The following is a 17,386-nucleotide window of genomic DNA, read 5'->3' on the forward strand; positions in this document are numbered from 1 at the left end:
GCCCGCCACGGAGACGCCATGAACGATCCCATGTTCGGCCCCATCGACCAGATCGGCTACGTGGTCGCGGATCTCGACCGCAGTATCGCGCGCTGGCGCGAACGTCACGACGTCGGACCGTGGACCGTATTCCGCAACGTGCGCCTCGACGGCTTCCATCTCGGCGAACCCGTGACGGTCGCGATGGACGTCGGGCTCGCGTATCGCGGCGATCTGCAGATCGAACTGATTCGCGTGACGAACGAGGCGCGCTCGCCGTACCGCGATGCGCACGGGCAGCCGCTCGTCGGGCTGCATCACGTCGCATGGGTCGTCGACGATCTCGACGCCGCGCTCGCGCAGCTCACGGCCCGCGGCCTGCGTGTCGTGTTCGACGCACGCAATCCGGCCACGCGCGTCGCCTATCTCGACGACGCCGACGATCCCGGCGTGCGCGTCGAAGTGATCGAAGGGGCCGGCATGCGCGACAGGATCGCGCACGGCATTGCCGAAGCCCGCGCCTGGGACGGCGCCGATCCGGTTCGCATCATCGACGCGGCGGCCGCCTCCGCGTAAGCGGCCCCGCACGCCCCTCTCACTCACAGGAGCAAGCAACATGAAACGACTCGAAGACAAGGTGGCGCTGATCACGGGCGGTGCCCGCGGTCAGGGCGAAGCGGAAGCGCGCAGGTTCGTCGCCGAAGGCGCCCGCGTGGTGATCGCCGACGTGCTCGACGAAGCCGGCCGGCGCGTCGCGGCCGAACTCGGCGACGCCGCACGTTTCCAGCATCTCGACGTGACCCGCGAAGCCGACTGGCAAGCTGCCGTCGATGCGACGCTCGCGCAGTTCGGCCGCCTCGACATCCTCGTGAATAACGCGGCGATCCTGAAGCTCGTGCCGATCGAAGCGTGCTCGCTCGACGACTATCGCAAGGTGATCGACGTGAACCAGGTCGGCTGCTGGCTCGGCATGAAGTCGGCGCTGGGCGCGCTGAAGGCGGCGGGCGGCGGCTCGATCGTCAATGTGTCGTCGACGGCCGGGATGGAAGGCGTCGCGGGCGGCAGTGCGTATGTCTCGAGCAAATTCGCGGTGCGCGGCATGACGAAGGCCGCCGCGCTCGAATTCGGCCGCTACGGCATTCGCGTGAACTCGGTGCACCCCGGTGGCATCGATACGGTGATGGCGCGCCCGCCCGAGTTCGCGGATTTCGATCCGTCGTCGATCTACAGCGGCCTGCCGATCGCGCGCATCGGCAAGCCCGATGAGGTGGCCAATCTCGTGCTGTTCCTCGCGTCAGACGAATCCGCGTATTGCACCGGGTCGGAATTCATCGTCGACGGCGGGATGCTCGCCGGCAGTTCATTCCACTGAACCGCATCCAGGTCGACGCGCGCCCGCCAACCCGGCGGGCGGTTTCGTTGGCGCTTTCGTTTGCGTTTATGCGGCGCCGTGTGGGGCGTGCAGCCGCCCCCTCTGGCAACCACACGCCCGAAAACGACAATGCCGCCGACGGCTGTCCCGCGCGGCGGCATCGTCATTGGCGGCGCTACGCACCACGCGCCGCGCTTACCCCCTCGGCTGGATCACCGTTGCGCCATTGCCGCGCGCCGCCTGCCTGCCGCCACCACGCACGAAGCGTCGCCCGTGCGGACCGTACACGCCATCCGGTTCCGGATACAACGTCAGCAGCACGAAATACAGCACGCCACCCACCAGCAGCGACACCGGCACGCTCAGATCGAGCCCGCCCGCGAGGTTGCCGAGCGGCCCGACGAACTGCCCCGGCAGGTTCACGAACGACAACCCGACGAACGCAGCCGGCAGCCACGCACCCATCGCGCGGATGTTCCACCCATGCGTGAACCAGTAGTGGCCGCCGCGCAGCCCGCGGTTGAACACCTGCAGGTCGTCGCCGAGATAGTAGCCGCGCCGCGTCACGTAGCCGATCACCATGATCGCCATCCACGGGCAGCTGAACGTATCGATCAGCGTCGAGAACGTCGCGACGCTTTCGACGAGGTTGAACCAGAAGCGGCCGACGAAGATGAACGCGATCGCAATCGTGCCGATCAGCAGCGTCGCACGCACGCGGTTCAGCAGGCGCGGGAACATGCTCGACACGTCGAGGCCGGTGCCGTACAGCGCGGTCGTGCCGGTCGACATCCCGCCGATGATCGCGATCAGGCACATCGGCAGCAGGAACCAGCGCGGCGAGATCGCGAGCAGCCCGCCGACGTAGTCGTTCGACGCGATGAACGCGGGCGCCTTCGTCGCGATGATCGTCGCGGTCGCGAGGCCGAAGAAGAACGGTACGAAGGTCGCGATCTGCGCGGCGAACACGGCGCCCATCACGCGATGCTTCGGTGTGCGCTGCGGGATGTAGCGCGCCCAGTCGCCGAGCGTCGACGCGAACGACACCGGGTTGCTCAGCGCCACCAGCACCGCGCCGACGAACGCGGCCCAGAAGCCCGCGCTGCCCTGCTGCACGGTGCCGGCATAGCTCACGTCGAACAGGGCGGCGAACGCGAACAGGCCCGCGACGAACAGCACGCTCGCGGCCCACACGGCGATCTTGTTGACCCACAGCATGAAGCGGAAGCCGTAGATGCAGACGATCAGCACGAGCACCGCGAACACCATGTACGCCGCGCCGAGCGTGAAGCCGTTGACCGGCACGCCGACCATGTCGTGCGCGCCGCCGACGAGCGCGTCGCCCGAGCTCCACACCGCGAGCGAGAAGAACGCGATCGACGTGAGCAGCGCGAGAAACGAGCCGACGATCCGGCCGTGGATGCCGAAATGCGCGCCGGACGACACCGGGTCGCTCGTCCCGTTGCGCGGGCCGAACAGGCTCATCGGCGCGAGGATGCAGGTGCCGGCGAGCACGCCGAGCACGATCGCGCAGGCACCCGCCTTGAACGACAGCCCGACCAGCACGGGAAAACTGCCGAGCACCGACGTGGAAAAGGTATTGCATCCGCCGAACAGCAACCTGAACAGATCGATCGGCCGCGCATAGCGCGATGCATCGGGAATGCGCTCGAAACCGAACGACTCGACCTGCGTAATCCTGCCTTCACTCATTTGTCTCCTACTCCTCTGGTGCGTCTGCACCGCCCTGTGCTGCGGCGATACGACACATCGTCATCGATTCGCGGCCACTCTAAACCGGATCGCGCGGCGCAAATATCACGCATTCGAGACGTTTACGACGAAGGAGAACAATGTTTCCCGGCAGGCAGGCGGGCGGCGCCCGCGCCATCCATCCGGCGCGGGCGATGCGAGGTCAGTGCGCGCCCCCCGCCGCCGGCGCACGGCAGGCGATCAGGCCCCGCTGAACGGCTTGCCGCGCCTCGATGCCGGCGAGCCAGCGCTCGACGTGCGGGTAGTCGGCCAGATCGAGATCGAGTTCAGGCGCCGTGCGCAGCCACGGAAACGCGGCGATGTCGGCGATCGAGTAGCGCGGCGACGCGAGATACGCCGATTCCGCCAAGCGGCCGTTCACGACCCCATAGAGACGCCGCGCCTCGTTCCGGTAGCGCTCGAGCGCTTGCGCATTGACTGTCTTCGATGCATGCAGGAACCACCAGAGCTGGCCGAGCATCGGCCCGATCCCGCCGATCTGGAAGTGCAGCCATTGCTGGACGGCCGTGCGCTCGGCCAGCGTGTCGGGATGCAGAACGCCCGCTTTCGCGGCGAGATAGCTCAGGATCGCGCCGGATTCGAACACGGTCAGCCCGGCGTCGTGGTCGACGATGGCCGGGATCTTGCCGTTCGGGTTGATCGCGAGAAACGCCGGGCTGCGCTGCTCGCCGGCGGAAAGATTCACGTGCACGCGGTCGTAGGCGAGCCCCGCCTCTTCCAGGTAAATGGCGACCTTGTGCCCGTTCGGCGTGTTGGCCGTATAAAACGTGAGGGGATGCGTCGAGATCATGGTGGTCCTTGTCTTCCGGTTATCGTTGCAACTACAATCGTTGCAATTGCAATCCTATGCCGGAACCGATAGACCCGGCGACATGCCAGTACTCGAAGGAGGGACATGCAGACTGCGCGATCCGGTCCGCCCGTGCGGACACCCGACACCCGCCGCGCCGCGGCGGCCTGCCTCGACAGGCTGATCACGCAGCGGCTCGCGCCGCGTGGCCGAGCGGTGTCGCCTCTCGCCGCGATGCGCGCGGCCGCCGATTGCCTCGAACGCGATGCGGCGACAGCGGAACGTGTCTGGATCGTGCGAGCCGATGCGCGGGAGCCGTCTGTAGACGCGGGAGCGCATCGCCGCATCAGCGCATGGCCGCTACGGTTTCTCGATGCCCGCAAACGGTTCGAGAAACCACTGCTGTACTTGCTGCATGCGCGCGCGACCGACCGGCTGTGGCTGGCGTCGGTCGAAACCATCGATCGCGGGATATTCATCAACGATGCCGAAACGGTCGCGTCGTCCTGGCCGAAAGGCGTGACGCCCGACGTCCCGCACTGGCTCGCCGCGAACCCCGCGTGCACGCCGTACGATCCGGCGTCGGGCCATGAGGCGATCGCGATCCTGCGCCACGCGCTACGCACGCTCTATGTCGCCGGCCAGCCGGGATTCTGTTACCTCGCGAGCCACGACGACCTCGTACCCGATGCGAAACCGCTGTCGGCCACCGCGGCCCGCGATGCGTTCTGCGGCATGGTGCTCCGGGCCAGCCGGCGCACGGCGGCCGGCGCGGCTGCGCAGATCCGGCTGTGCGGCGCGGGCAGCACGCTCGCGCAGGTGCTGGAGGCGGCCGACCTGCTGCACGACGAATGGCGCATCGACTCGACGATCTGGAGCTGCCCGAGCTACACGCAACTCGCCCGCGACGGTCATGCAGCCGACCGGTGGAACCTGCTGCATCCGCACGACGAACCGCAGATCGCGCATGTGCGCCGATGCTTCGGCGACAAGCGCACACCGGTGCTCGCGGTGACAGGCTATGCGAGGCACGTCGCCGCGCAAATCGGCGCGTTCGTCCCTGCCCGCTTCGCGGCGCTCGGCGCGGATCTGGCGGGCCCCGGCACGCGCGCGCCGAGTGCGCGCTGGATCGCCGCGGTCGCGCTTCGGCTGCTGGCCGACGACGGCCGCGTGCCGGCCGACTGGGCCGCGCAGGCGATGCAACGCTGTGCGAGCGGCTGACGCTACTTCGCGTCGGCTCCGGCGTCGCGCGCCGCGGCGGCCGCACGGTCGAGCGCGGCTGCCATCGCCGCCTGCTCCTTGCCGCCGAACTGATCGAGGAAGAGTTCCGAGACCGTCGACTGGTACACCTTCCACATCTTCCTGCGCAGCGTTCGCCCCTTGTCGGTGATGCTCGCATAGGCGGCGCGGCCGTCGTCCGCCGAACGGGCGCGCGTGACGAGCCCCTCCTGTTCGAGCCGGTCGACGAGCCGCGTGAGGTTGTAGCGCTCGATCGCGAGCACGTCGGCCAGCTCGTGCATGCGGCGCGTGCCGTCGGGCCCGCTTTCGAGCCCCCACAACGCGTCGTACCACGCATAGGCCGGCAGGCCGGCCGCCGCGAGGCGGCGCTCGATCTCGCGAATCATCGTCCGGTGTGCTCGGACGAACGAGAACCACAGATCGGGTTCGGGTGCGCTCATGTCAGGTCGTTCCTCTCGTTGAATTGCAGTTGCAATTAAATTTTACCTCGATAACAATTGCCCTCATACGATTGCAATTGCAACCATCTGCCCGCCGATCGGCGGGCGTTCCGTCGCGCGTCGCGGCGCCACGACCGTCGCCCCGCGCAGCCTTATGCTTCTGGAGACATTGCATGACCGCACCTCTCGCGCTACCCGACATCGACCCGCAGGAAACCCGCGAATGGCTCGATGCGCTCGAATCCGTGATCGCGCTCGAAGGCCGCCCGCGCGCGCACTACCTGCTCGACCGGCTTTCCGACCTCGACGCGGCGCGCCACGGCGACCTGCACGGCCGCGTGACGACTGCGTACGTGAACACGGTGCCGCGTGAACGGCAGCCGGCCTACCCGGGCGATCTTGCGCTCGAACGACGCCTGAACGCGATGATCCGCTGGAACGCGATGGTGATGGTGCTGCGCGCCGGACGGCATTCGAACGTCGGCGGGCACATCGCGACCTACCAGTCGGCCGCGGTGCTGTACGACGTCGGCTTCGATCACTTCTTCCGCGGCCGCACCGACACCTTCGACGGCGACATGGTCTACATCCAGGGCCATTCGGCGCCCGGCATCTATGGCCGCGCCTATCTGGAAGGCCGCATCACGGACGCGCAACTCGACAACTTCCGCCGCGAGACCGGCCGCGAAGCGGGACGCGACGGGCTGTCGTCGTATCCGCATCCGCGGCTGATGCCGGATTTCTGGCAATTCCCCACCGTGTCGATGGGGCTCGGGCCGCTCACGGCCGCGTATCAGGCGCGCTTCATGCGCTACCTCGAATATCGCGGGCTGAAAGCGCATCAGGGCCGCAAGGTCTGGGCATTCCTCGGCGACGGCGAGATGGATCAGCCGGAATCGCTCGCCGCGATCTCGCTCGCCGGGCGCGAACGGCTCGACAACCTGATCTTCGTCGTCAACTGCAACCTGCAGCGCCTCGACGGCCCCGTGCGCGGCAACGGCAAGGTCATCCAGGAACTCGAAGGCACGTTCCGAGCGGCGGGCTGGAACGTCATCAAGGTGATCTGGGGCGCCGGCTGGGATCGCCTGCTCGAACGCGACACGACGGGCCTGCTGCGTCAGCGCATGATGGAATGCGTCGACGGCGACTACCAGACCTTCAAGTCGCAAAGCGGCGCGTATGTGCGCGAGCATTTCTTCGGCAAGTATCCGGAACTGCTCGCGCTCGTCGCCGACCTGTCCGACGACGACATCTGGAAACTGGCACGCGGCGGCCACGATCCGGAAAAGGTGCATGCGGCCTATGCGCAGGCGATGCACGCGGACGGACGGCCGACCGTCGTGCTCGCGAAGACGGTCAAGGGCTTCGGGATGGGGGAAGCCGGCGAAGGCCAGAACGTGAACCACCAGTTGAAGAAGATGAGCGCGGATGCGGTACGCGCGTTTCGCGACCGCTTCGCGTTGCCGGTCAGCGATGCGCAGCTCGATGAACTGCCCTACCTGAAGCCGGAGCCGGGAAGCGCCGAGGCACGCTACTTCGCCGAACGCCGTGCCGCACTCGGCGGCCACGTGCCGGCCCGCTTCAGCGCCGTGGCGCCGCTGCCGGTGCCGCCGCTCGCCGCATTCGACGGTCAGCTCAAGGACAGCGGCGAGCGCGGGCTGTCGACGACGATGGCGTTCGTGCGCATCCTCGGCACGCTGCTGAAGGATCCGGCGCTCGGCAAGCTCGTCGTGCCGATCGTGCCGGACGAATCGCGCACGTTCGGGATGGAGGGCCTGTTCCGCCAGATCGGCATCCACTCGCATCTCGGCCAGCTCTATACGCCGCAGGACGCCGGCCAGCTCAGCTACTACAAGGAAGCGAAGGACGGGCAGATCCTGCAGGAAGGCATCAACGAATCGGGCGCGATCGCGTCGTGGATCGCGGCCGGCACCGCATACAGCAACCACGGCCTGCCGGCGATTCCGTTCTACATCTTCTATTCGATGTTCGGGCTGCAGCGCGTTGGCGATCTCGCGTGGGCGGCCGGCGACGCGCGTACGCGCGGCTTCCTGCTCGGCGCGACATCGGGCCGCACGACGCTGATGGGCGAAGGGTTGCAGCACGACGACGGGCACAGCCACGTGCTGTCGTCGGTGATTCCGAACTGCGTGTCGTACGACCCGACCTATGCGTACGAACTCGCGGTAATCGTGCGCGACGGGCTGCGGCGGATGTTCGCGGAGCAGGAGGATGTGTACTACTACATCACGCTGCTCAACGAGAACTATCCGCATCCGGCACTCCCGGACGGCGCGGAAGCCGGCATTCTGAAGGGGCTTTACCTGCTGCGCGAAGGCGCGTCGCACGCGGCCGATGCGCCGCAAGTGCCGCATGTGCAACTCATGGGCAGCGGCGCGATCCTGCGCGAAGTGATCGCCGCGAGCGACCTGCTCGCGCAGGACTTCGGCATATCGAGCGACGTGTGGAGCGCGACGAGCCTGAACGAACTGCGCCGCGACGGGCTTGCCGCGGAACGCTGGAACCTGCTGCATCCCGAGCAGGCGCCGCGCGTGCCGTACGTGCAGCAATGCCTCGACGGCCGCACGGGGCCGGTGGTGGTGGCGACCGACTACATGAAGATCGTCGGCGACCAGATCCGCGGGTTCGTCGACGGCCGGCGCTTCGTGTCGCTCGGCACCGACGGCTTCGGCCGCTCGGATACGCGCGACGCGCTGCGCACGTTCTTCGAGGTCGACCGGCACTTCATCGTGATCGCCGCGTTGAAGGCGCTCGCCGACGACGGCGCGATTCCGCGCGCACGCGTCGGCGAAGCCATCCGGCGCTACGGCATCGACATCGACAAGGTCGATCCGGCCAGCGTGTAATCAAGCAACGCGCGGCAGGCGGGATTGCCCCGGCCGGCCGCGCCGCCGCCCTGTCCGCGCTACTGCGCTGACTGTCGCGCGTGCGCGAGCGGGCCTTGCCGCGGGCCCTGCCCCGTTCCCGACGGCCAGCCGCCCGCCAGCGCCTTGTACAACGCCACCGTCGACGACGCGCTGCGCATCTGCCCGTCGGCCGCCGCATCCTGCGCCTGCAGCAGCGTGCGTTGCGCGTCGAGCACCTCGTAGTAGTCGATCGCGCCCGCCGAAAATCGCGCCTGCGCCAGTTGCGCGGCGCGTGCGCTGTCGGCCGCGGCCTGCACGAGATGGCCCGTCTCGTCACGCGTGCGGGCGGCGCGCAGCAGCGCGTTCTCCGTTTCCTCCAGCGCCCCGAGCACGGTCTGCCGGTACTGCGCGAGCTGCCCGGCCGCTTCCGCATCGCTCGCGGCGATCCGGGCACGCACGCGGCCGACGTCGAGGAACGACCAGTCGATGCCGAGCGCGATCAGGTTCGTGTCGCTGCCCGCGCGGAAGAATCCGTAGCTGCTCGTCGCACTGCCGAGCAGCCCCGACAGCGTGAAGCGCGGGAACAGGTCGGCCGTCGCGACGCCGACGCGTGCGGTCGCCGCGTGCAGCCGAGCCTCGGCGGCCGCGACGTCGGGCCGCCGCCGCAGCAGGTCGCCCGGCGTGCCGGGATCGATATCGGCGGCCAGCGCCGGCAGCGGCACCGGTGTGCCCGCCGACGCGGCGGCCTTCGGCAGATCGAAGCGGCCGATCAGCGCGTCCGGCGTCTGCCCGGTCAACACCGCGAGCCGGTGCTCGTCGACGCCGATCGCCGCTTCGTACACGGCAATCCGCGACGTCGTCGATTCGTACTGCGCGCGCGCCCGCGCCGCATCGAGTTCGGAGCCTCTCCCCGCGCCCACGCGCGCATTGATCAGCGCGAGCGTCTGCCTCTGGTTGTCGGCGTTCTCGCGCGCGATCCGCAGCCGCTCCTGCGACCCGCGCAGTTCGACGTACGTGCTTGCCACCTCGCCGGCGATCGCGACGCGCACCGCGCGCACGTCCGCCGCGCTGGCGGCCGCTTCCGCACGCTGCGACTCGATCGAACGCCGCACGCGGCCGAACAGGTCGAGCTCCCACGCCGCATTGATCCCGACGCTGGACGTCGGCGTATCGCGCTGGCTGCGCGGCGCGCCGAACGCCTGGTCCTTGCTCATCAGCTGATGGCCGATCTGCCCGCTCGCGGTGATCGTCGGGTAGCGATCGAACGTGGCCTGTGACAGCAGCGCATTCGATGCGTCGTAGCGCGACACGGCAACCTGCAGGTCCTGGTTCGCCGCGAGCGCCGCGTCGATCAGCTGCGTCAGCGCCGGATCGCCGAAGCCGCGCCAGAACGCGGCATCGGCATCGGCCGATGCGTCGGGCGGCGCATCCGGCGCCGTACCGGACGACTCCGCCGGATGCGCATCGCGCGCGAACCGCGCGGCCGTGGCCGTATCGGGCCGCTTGAAATCGGGGCCGACCGCGCACGCGGCGAGCGTCACCGACATCGCGAGCGCGGAAAGACGGTAAGCGGCGCTCATCGGTTTTCTCCTTCGAGGGTGCCGTGGTGCTCGCTCCACACGGCCGGCGTGCCGCCCGCGAGCTTGCGGATCGCCACATAGAACACGGGCGTCAGGAACAGCCCGAACAGCGTGACGCCCAGCATCCCCGCGAACACGGTGATGCCGGTGGCCGCGCGCACTTCGCTGCCCGCGCCGCCGCCGATCAGCAGCGGCACCGAGCCCGCGATGAACGCGACCGACGTCATCACGATCGGGCGCAGCCGTAGCTTGCACGCTTCGAGCGCGGCGTCGATCGCGCCCTTGCCCTGGATTTCGAGCTCGCGCGCGAACTCGACGATCAGGATCGCGTTCTTGCACGCCAGCCCCATCAGCACGACGAGGCCGACCTGCACGAACACGTTGTTGTCGCCGCCGGACAGCCACACGCCGAACAGCGCGGCGCAGATGCATACGGGCACGATCAGGATCACCGCGAGCGGCAGCGTCCAGCTCTCGTACAGCGACGCGAGCACGAGGAACACGAGCATCACCGCGAGCGGGAACACGACGATCGCCGCGTTGCTCTGCGTGACCTGCTGGTAGCTGAGGTCGGTCCATTCGAGCGTGATGCCCGGCGGCAGCACGTCCTTCGCGATCTGCTGCAGCTTCTCGATCGCCTGCGACGACGACATCACCTTCGGATCGGCGTCGCCGATCAGGTTCGCGGCCGGATAGCCGTTGTAGCGCACGACCGGGTCGGGCCCGTACGCGGGCGCCACCGTCACCATCGAGCCGATCGGCACCATCTCGCCCTTCGCGTTGCGCGTGCGCAGGTTCGCGATGTCGGCGGCCGTCTGCCGGTGCCCGGCATCCGCCTGCGCCATCACGCGGTACACGCGGCCGAACAGGTTGAAGTCGTTCACGTACATCGAGCCGAGATAGACCTGCAGCGTGCTGAACAGGTCGGTCAGCGCGACACCCTGCGCCTTCGCCTTCAACCGGTCGACCTTCACCTCGAGCTGCGGGATGTTCGCCTGGTACGAGCTGACCGGGTAGCTCATCCCCGGCGTCTTCGCGACCGCGCCCTGGAACGCGGTGAGCGCATTCTGCAACGCGCCGTAGCCGAGCCCGCCGCGATCCTCCAGATACAGCGAATAGCCCGAGCCGTTGCCGAGGCCCTGGATCGGCGGCGGCATCAGCGCATAGGTGATGCCGCCGCCGATGGCCGCGAAGCGCGCGTTCAGCTCCGCGTTGATCTGCGCGGCGCTGCGGTGGCGCTGGTCGAACGGCTTCAGGATCACGTACGAGTTCGTGATGTTCGGCGTGTTCACGCCCTGCAGCGCATTCAGCCCGGCAAACGCCGGCATCATTTCGACACCGTCGGTGCCGAGTGCGATCTTCGTCATCTGCTCGGTCACCTCGCTGGTGCGCGCGAGCGACGCGCCTTCCGGCAGCTTCGCGCCCGCGAACAGGTACAGCTTGTCCTGCACGGGGATGAAGCCGCCCGGCACCGCGTTGAGCAGCAGCGCGGTGGCCGCGAGCAGCGCCGCATAGACCGCGAACACCACGCCGCGCCGCTTCAGCGTGCGGCCGACGAAGCCGTGATAGCGATCGGAACTGCGGTCGAAGAAGCGGTTGAACGGGCGGAACAGCCAGCCGAACGCGCGGTCGAGCCCGCGCGTGAGCGCATCCTTGGGCCCATCGTGCGGACGCAGCAGCTTCGCGGCGAGCGCGGGCGACAGCGTCAGCGAGTTGATCGCGGAGATCACCGTCGAGATCGCGATCGTCACCGCGAACTGCCGGTAGAACTGCCCCGTGACGCCGGACATGAACGCCATCGGCACGAACACCGCGCACAGCACGAGCGCGATCGCGACGATCGGCCCCGACACCTCGCGCATCGCCTGGTGCGCGGCGTCGCGCGGGCTCAGGCCCTGCGCGATGTTGCGCTCGACGTTCTCGACGACCACGATCGCATCGTCGACGACGATCCCGATCGCCAGTACCAGCCCGAACAACGTCAGCGTGTTGATCGAATAGCCGAGCAGATAGAGCCACGCGAACGTGCCGACCACCGACACGGGCACCGCGACGAGCGGAATGATCGACGCGCGCCACGTCTGCAGGAACAGGATCACGACGAGCACGACCAGCACGACGGCCTCGATCAGCGTGTGCTGCACCGCGCGGATCGATTCGCGCACGAATACCGTCGGATCCCACACGGGCCGGTACGCGACGCCGGGCGGGAAGCGCTTCGCCAGTTCGTCGAACTTCGCATACACGGCCTTCGCGACCTCGAGCGCGTTCGCGCCCGGCGACAGGAAGATGCCGACCACCGCCGATGGCTTGTCGTTGAAATACGAGCGCAGCGTGTAATCGCCCGCGCCGAGCTCGACGCGCGCGACATCCGACAGCTTCACGACCTGCCCGTCGTCGCCGGTGCGCAGCACGATGTCGCCGAACTCCTGCGCCGTGCGCAACCGGCCGCGCACGTTGATCGACAGCAGGAAGTCGTTCTTCTTCGGCGACGGCTCCGCGCCGAGCTGGCCGGCCGACACCTGCACGTTCTGTTCGCGCACGGCGGCAATCACGTCGCTCGCGGTCAGCCCGCGCGACGCGAGCCGGTTCGGGTCGAGCCACAGCCGCATCGCATAGTCGCCGGAACCGGACAGGCCGACGTCGCCGACACCCGTGAGCCGCGACAGCTCATCCTTCACGTGCAGCGTCAGGTAGTTGCGCAGGTACAGCGAATCGCGGCTGTTGTCCGGCGAATAGAGGCTCACGTACATCAGCGGCGTGGGCGACTGCTTCTGCGTGGTCACGCCGTACTGGCGTACCTCGTCGGGCAGGCGCGACAGCGCCTGGCTCACGCGGTTCTGCACGCGCACGGCGGCCGTGTCGGGATCGACGCCCTGCAGGAACGTGACGACCACCTGCAGGCTGCCGTCCGAACCGGCGACCGACTTCATGTACATGATGCCTTCGACGCCGTTGATCGCCTCTTCCAGCGGTTCGGCGACCGATTCGGCGATTTCCTTCGGGTTCGCACCCGGGTACGTCGCCCGCACGACGACGCTCGGCGGCACGACTTCCGGGTATTCGCCGGCGGGCAGCATCGGGATCGAGATCAGGCCGATCGCGAAGATGACGATCGACAGCACGACCGCGAAGATCGGCCGGTCGATGAAGAATCGGGAGAAATCCATTGCATGTCTCCCGTTACTGCGCGGCCGGCGGCGCGCCGGCATCGGCGACGGCCTGCGGGCCGTTGCCCGGGCCGTTGCCTTCGCCATTGCCGGCACCGGCGTCGGCGTCGGCGCGGGCGGGCAGCGTCTTCGGCTTCACCTGCGCGCCCGGATAGTAGATCCGCTGCATCCCGTCGACGACCACGCGGTCGCCCGCCTGGATCCCCTTCTCGATGATCCGCTCGCCCTCCACGCCGCGGCCGATCGTCACGTCGCGGCGCAGCGCCTTGTCGCCGGGCCCGATCACATACACGTACTTGCGGTCCTGGTCGGTGAGCACGGCCTTGTCGTCGACGAGCAGCGCATCCTGGTCGCGGCCGCTGACGAGCTGCACGCGCGCATACAGGCCCGGCGTAAACGTACGGTCCGCATTCGGCAGCCGCACGCGCGCGCGGATCGTGCCGGTCTGCGGGTCGAGCCGGTTGTCGAGGAAGTCGACGGTGCCCGCATGCGGGAAGCCCGTCTCGTTCGCGAGGCCCACGCGCACCGGATCGGCGCCGATCGCGCGATGTTTCGGATCGGCGCGCCGCGCGTTGTAGCGCAGGTAGCTCTGCTCGTCGCAGTCGAAATACACGTAGACTGGGTTCTGCGATACGACGGTCGTCAGCAGCGTGTCGTCCGCGCGCGCCAGGTTGCCGACGGTGGCGACCGCGCGGCCGACGCGGCCCGCGATCGGCGCGCGCACTTCGGTGAAACCGAGATTGAGCTTCGCATCGGCGACGGCCGCGTCGGCCGCCTGCAGGTCCGCACGCGCCTGCTCGGCGGTGGCGCGCGCGTTGTCGAGTTCTTCCTGCGACGTCGCATGCGCATCGATCAGCGTCTGCACGCGCTTGAGCTGCACGTTCGCGAGGCTCGCGGCCGCCCGGGCCCGCTGCAGCTGCGCATTGGCGCGATCGAGCGCGATCCGGTACGGGCGCGGGTCGATCTCGAACAGCAGCGCACCCTGCGCGACCAGGTCGCCTTCCTTGTAGGCGACGCGCTGCAGATAGCCGCTCACGCGCGGCCGCAGTTCGACCGCGTCGACCGCTTCGACGCGTCCGTTGAATTCGTCCGCGAGGCGGATCGTGCGGGGTGCGATGGTGGCGACGCCGACTTCGGGAAGGGATTGGGCCGACGATGCGCCTTTGCCGTCGTGACAGCCCGACAACGCCAGCAGCAGTGCACAGGCCACGCCCAAAGGCGACGTCCTGCGTAGGGATAAGGAGAGCATGATGCCTCGCGACGGGTTAAACTGCCGCGTAGCATAAAAGTTGAAGTTAACTTCAAGTCAAGCTTTCCCGGAGGGGCGACATGGGTATCCAGGAAACACCGCAATGGCCGCTGATGTCGATCCGCGAAGTGGCCGCGCGCAGCGGCGTGCCGGCGTCGACACTGCGGTTCTACGAGACGCGCGGGCTCATCAAGTCGCACCGCAACGGCTCGAGCCATCGCCACTATTCGCGCGCGGTGCTGCGGCTGATCGCGTTCATCGTGTTCGCGCAGAAGATCGGCTATTCGCTCGACGAGATCGCCGAGCAACTCGTCAGCCTTCCCGAGGACACCGCGCCGAGCAACAAGGACTGGCAGCGTCTGTCGCGCGGCTGGAAGCAGCGCGTCGCGAGCCGGATCGAGGAGTTGCAGCGCCTGTACATCAACCTCGACGAATGCATCGGCTGCGGCTGCCTGTCGCTGAAGCGCTGCAAGCTGACCAACCCGGAGGATCGTGCGGGCCGCAACGGGCCCGGCGCGCGGCGCTGGCTCGGCGACAAGCCGCCCACGGATATCGAATGACCGGCAGGCCGGACGGGGCGCGCTGATGCCGCGCCTGTTCGTGCCGATGCAGCCGCAAGGCATTACGTTCTGCGAACTGAAGGATGCGGGCAGCCCGCTCGCGTACGAGCTGGCGATCGCGTACCGGACGCCCTCGCCGCTCGTCGATGCGTTGCGCGGGACCGCACGAAGCGCGGTGCGCGAACTGGGGCTGGTGCTGGCGACGTGACCGCGCGCGTCACGCGCGCCGTGCTCAGCCGCCGACGACGTTGAACGCGATGTCCACCACGGCCTGCCGGAACGCGTCCTGCCGCGTGGGCAGCGACGTGTACTCCAGCATCATGTGACTGTACGACACGGTCGTGCCGATCGCGCTCGCGATCATGAAGAACAGCACCGTCGGCTCGACCGGGCGGATCACCCCGGCCTCTACCGCCTCCGACAGCAACGGGAACATCACGTCGTAATACGGGCGCACGAGCCGCTCCTGCAACCGGTCGAGCCGCCCGCCCTCCTCGGTCGCCGCGGTCGAGAAAAACATGCCCAGGTCGGGCTCGTCGAACTCGTGCTCGACGCACAGCTCGATCGCGCGCCGCACACGCTCGCGATGTGGTAACGACGACGTACGCAGCGCGCGCATTGCGTCGAACATCGGCTCGGCCAACTCCGCGATCTGCTCGACGACCGCCAGCCACAACGTTTCCTTCGTGCCGAAATGGTGCGCGATCAGCGCCGCATCGACACCCAGCTCGCGCGCGACTTCGCGCACGCTCGTGGCGTCGTAGCCACGCTTCGCGAACGTGCGACGCGCGGCCCGCAATATCACGTCCGGCCCCACGGACGCCCCGGCCAGCGGCCGCCCTCGCATACGCCGCCTGGCCGGCGCGCGCTCAGTGACTTCAGCCACGTTCTCCTGCTCTCCTTGAATGATTCGAATACCCCTGTTCCGGCCCCGCTCGAGCGACGCCGGACACCGGGTGACCCGCCCCGCTCCGTTGACACGCGAAGCCGGGAAGCGCTAGGATCATACCTTATTCATCACGTGATGATTTATCCATGACAACCCCTACACGCATCGTCATCGTCGGTGGCGGGATCGCCGGCCTGCAGCTCGCCACCCGCCTGGGCGAGCGCCTCGGCCGGTCCGGGCGCGCCCAGGTGACCGTCGTCGACCGCAGCCCGACCCACATCTGGAAGCCGATGCTGCACACGATCGCGGCCGGCACGCGCGACGTGCAGCAGCAACAGGTGATCTTCCTTGCCCATGCACGTGATCACGGTTACGCGTACCAGCCCGGCGAACTGACGGGGCTCGATCGCGCACGCCGCCGCGTGCAGCTCGGCGAGATCCGCTCGCAGGACGGCGAACTCGTGCTCGACGCACGCGAACTCGAATACGACGTGCTGATCTTCGCGCTCGGCAGCCAGGCCAACGATTTCGGCGTGCCGGGCGTGCGCGAGCACTGCTACTTCATCGACAGCCAGAAGCAGGCCGAGACCTTCAACGAGGCGTTGCGGATGCGCGTATTTCGCAGCATCGCGCGCGACGAGCCGTTCCGCGTCGCGATCGTCGGCGCCGGCGCGACCGGCGTGGAACTCGCGGCGGAGCTGAGCCGCTTGCTGGAAGTGGCGCAGGCGTACGGCGACGCGACGGTGCGCGAGCGGCTGCAGCTCACGCTGCTCGAGAGCGGCCCGCGCATCCTCGCCGCGTTTCCGCCGCGGATTTCCGCGTCGGCGCAGCGGCGGCTCGAACAGATCGGCTTTCATGTGCTGACGTCCACCCGTGTCACGTCGGCCGACGCAAACGGCTTTCACTACGGCGACGGTTCGTTTGCGGAAGCGGACCTGATGGTGTGGGCAGCCGGCGTGAAGGCGCCCGATTTCATGCAGGCGCTCGACGGGCTCGACACGAATCGCGCGAACCAGATCGTCGTCGGGCCGACGCTGCAGGCCACCGGCGACGAACACGTGTTCGCGATCGGCGACTGCGCGAGCCTGCTGCCCGACGGCCACGAACGGCCGCTGCCGCCCACCGCGCAAGTCGCGACGCAGCAGGCCGAGCATCTCGCGAAGCACCTGCCCGCGTGGCTCGACGGCAAGCCGATTCCGCCGTTCGCGTTCCACGATTTCGGCGCGCTCGTGTCGATCAGCGACTACGACGCGTTCGGCACGCTCGGGCAGTTCGGGTTCTTTCGCGGCGGCTTCATCCAGGGGCGTTTCGCGCAGTTCAGCCACCTGATGCTCTACCGGCGGCACCAGCAGGCGCTGCACGGCTTCTCCAAGGCGACCCTGCTGTGGATCGCCGAACGGATCAACGGCTGCGTGCAGCCGCGCATCCGCCTGTCGTGATACCGCACGTGGCGGTGTCGCATAACGTTTCGAGGAAAA

General features: G+C 68.4%; 13 protein-coding genes and 1 pseudogene. 7 read left to right on the top strand and 7 right to left on the bottom strand.

Going from position 1 to position 17,386, the window contains the following annotated elements:
• The first annotated feature begins 18 nt into the window (after positions 1 to 18).
• Together G3N96_RS10900 and G3N96_RS10905 are read left to right on the top strand one after the other, a co-directional pair.
• Entirely contained in the window at positions 19 to 555 is a 537-nt protein-coding gene (locus G3N96_RS10900; protein WP_206137206.1) for a VOC family protein, read from the top strand.
• Between the two features lie 40 nt (positions 556 to 595).
• Complete coding sequence (locus G3N96_RS10905; RefSeq protein WP_124585415.1) at positions 596 to 1,351, top strand: glucose 1-dehydrogenase; 756 nt, start codon at positions 596 to 598, stop codon at positions 1,349 to 1,351.
• A 195-nt stretch (positions 1,352 to 1,546) separates the two neighbouring features.
• Here G3N96_RS10905 and G3N96_RS10910 read toward each other — a convergent pair whose 3' ends face one another.
• Together G3N96_RS10910 and G3N96_RS10915 are read right to left on the bottom strand one after the other, a co-directional pair.
• Complete coding sequence (locus G3N96_RS10910) at positions 1,547 to 3,064, bottom strand: cytosine permease (protein WP_206137207.1); 1,518 nt, start codon at positions 3,062 to 3,064, stop codon at positions 1,547 to 1,549.
• 202 nt (positions 3,065 to 3,266) lie between these two features.
• Complete coding sequence (locus tag G3N96_RS10915; RefSeq protein WP_124585411.1) at positions 3,267 to 3,914, bottom strand: glutathione binding-like protein; 648 nt, start codon at positions 3,912 to 3,914, stop codon at positions 3,267 to 3,269.
• Between the two features lie 105 nt (positions 3,915 to 4,019).
• Between G3N96_RS10915 and G3N96_RS10920 the strand changes: the two genes are divergently transcribed.
• Positions 4,020 to 5,135, top strand: a complete 1,116-nt coding sequence (locus tag G3N96_RS10920) for a pyruvate dehydrogenase (RefSeq protein ID WP_206137208.1) — start codon at positions 4,020 to 4,022, stop codon at positions 5,133 to 5,135.
• A 2-nt stretch (positions 5,136 to 5,137) separates the two neighbouring features.
• On the opposite strand, the gene G3N96_RS10925 is transcribed toward G3N96_RS10920, so the two are convergent.
• On the bottom strand, positions 5,138 to 5,593 hold the full coding sequence (locus G3N96_RS10925) for a MarR family transcriptional regulator (RefSeq protein ID WP_206137209.1): 456 nt from the start codon (positions 5,591 to 5,593) through the stop codon (positions 5,138 to 5,140).
• A gap of 173 nt (positions 5,594 to 5,766) precedes the next feature.
• Between G3N96_RS10925 and aceE the strand changes: the two genes are divergently transcribed.
• On the top strand, positions 5,767 to 8,460 hold the full coding sequence (gene aceE / locus G3N96_RS10930) for a pyruvate dehydrogenase (acetyl-transferring), homodimeric type (protein ID WP_206137210.1): 2,694 nt from the start codon (positions 5,767 to 5,769) through the stop codon (positions 8,458 to 8,460).
• A gap of 59 nt (positions 8,461 to 8,519) precedes the next feature.
• On the opposite strand, the gene G3N96_RS10935 is transcribed toward aceE, so the two are convergent.
• From G3N96_RS10935 to G3N96_RS10945, 3 genes are read right to left on the bottom strand one after another with little or no spacing between them, the layout of a single operon-like run.
• Entirely contained in the window at positions 8,520 to 10,040 is a 1,521-nt protein-coding gene (locus tag G3N96_RS10935) for an efflux transporter outer membrane subunit (RefSeq protein ID WP_206137211.1), read from the bottom strand.
• A complete protein-coding gene (locus G3N96_RS10940; protein WP_206137212.1) occupies positions 10,037 to 13,210 on the bottom strand; it encodes a multidrug efflux RND transporter permease subunit in 3,174 nt (1,057 codons plus the stop codon). Before G3N96_RS10940 ends, G3N96_RS10935 begins: the two co-directional genes overlap by 4 nt.
• Positions 13,211 to 13,223: 13 nt before the next feature.
• On the bottom strand, positions 13,224 to 14,459 hold the full coding sequence (locus tag G3N96_RS10945; protein WP_206137213.1) for an efflux RND transporter periplasmic adaptor subunit: 1,236 nt from the start codon (positions 14,457 to 14,459) through the stop codon (positions 13,224 to 13,226).
• An 80-nt stretch (positions 14,460 to 14,539) separates the two neighbouring features.
• Between G3N96_RS10945 and soxR the strand changes: the two genes are divergently transcribed.
• Together soxR and G3N96_RS10955 are read left to right on the top strand one after the other, a co-directional pair.
• A complete protein-coding gene (soxR, locus tag G3N96_RS10950; RefSeq protein WP_124585397.1) occupies positions 14,540 to 15,019 on the top strand; it encodes a redox-sensitive transcriptional activator SoxR in 480 nt (159 codons plus the stop codon).
• A 19-nt stretch (positions 15,020 to 15,038) separates the two neighbouring features.
• Positions 15,039 to 15,227 (top strand): annotated as a pseudogene (locus G3N96_RS10955) (LysR family transcriptional regulator); the annotation flags it as partial.
• Between the two features lie 24 nt (positions 15,228 to 15,251).
• Here the strand turns inward: G3N96_RS10955 and G3N96_RS10960 are convergent.
• On the bottom strand, positions 15,252 to 15,905 hold the full coding sequence (locus G3N96_RS10960; RefSeq protein ID WP_206137214.1) for a TetR/AcrR family transcriptional regulator: 654 nt from the start codon (positions 15,903 to 15,905) through the stop codon (positions 15,252 to 15,254).
• Positions 15,906 to 16,054: 149 nt separating this feature from the next.
• Between G3N96_RS10960 and G3N96_RS10965 the strand changes: the two genes are divergently transcribed.
• Entirely contained in the window at positions 16,055 to 17,347 is a 1,293-nt protein-coding gene (locus G3N96_RS10965; protein ID WP_206137215.1) for an NAD(P)/FAD-dependent oxidoreductase, read from the top strand.
• Positions 17,348 to 17,386: the final 39 nt, after the last annotated feature.

Origin of the sequence: Burkholderia sp. Se-20373 (genome assembly GCF_017104705.1) — a bacterium.
Taxonomy (GTDB): domain Bacteria; phylum Pseudomonadota; class Gammaproteobacteria; order Burkholderiales; family Burkholderiaceae; genus Burkholderia.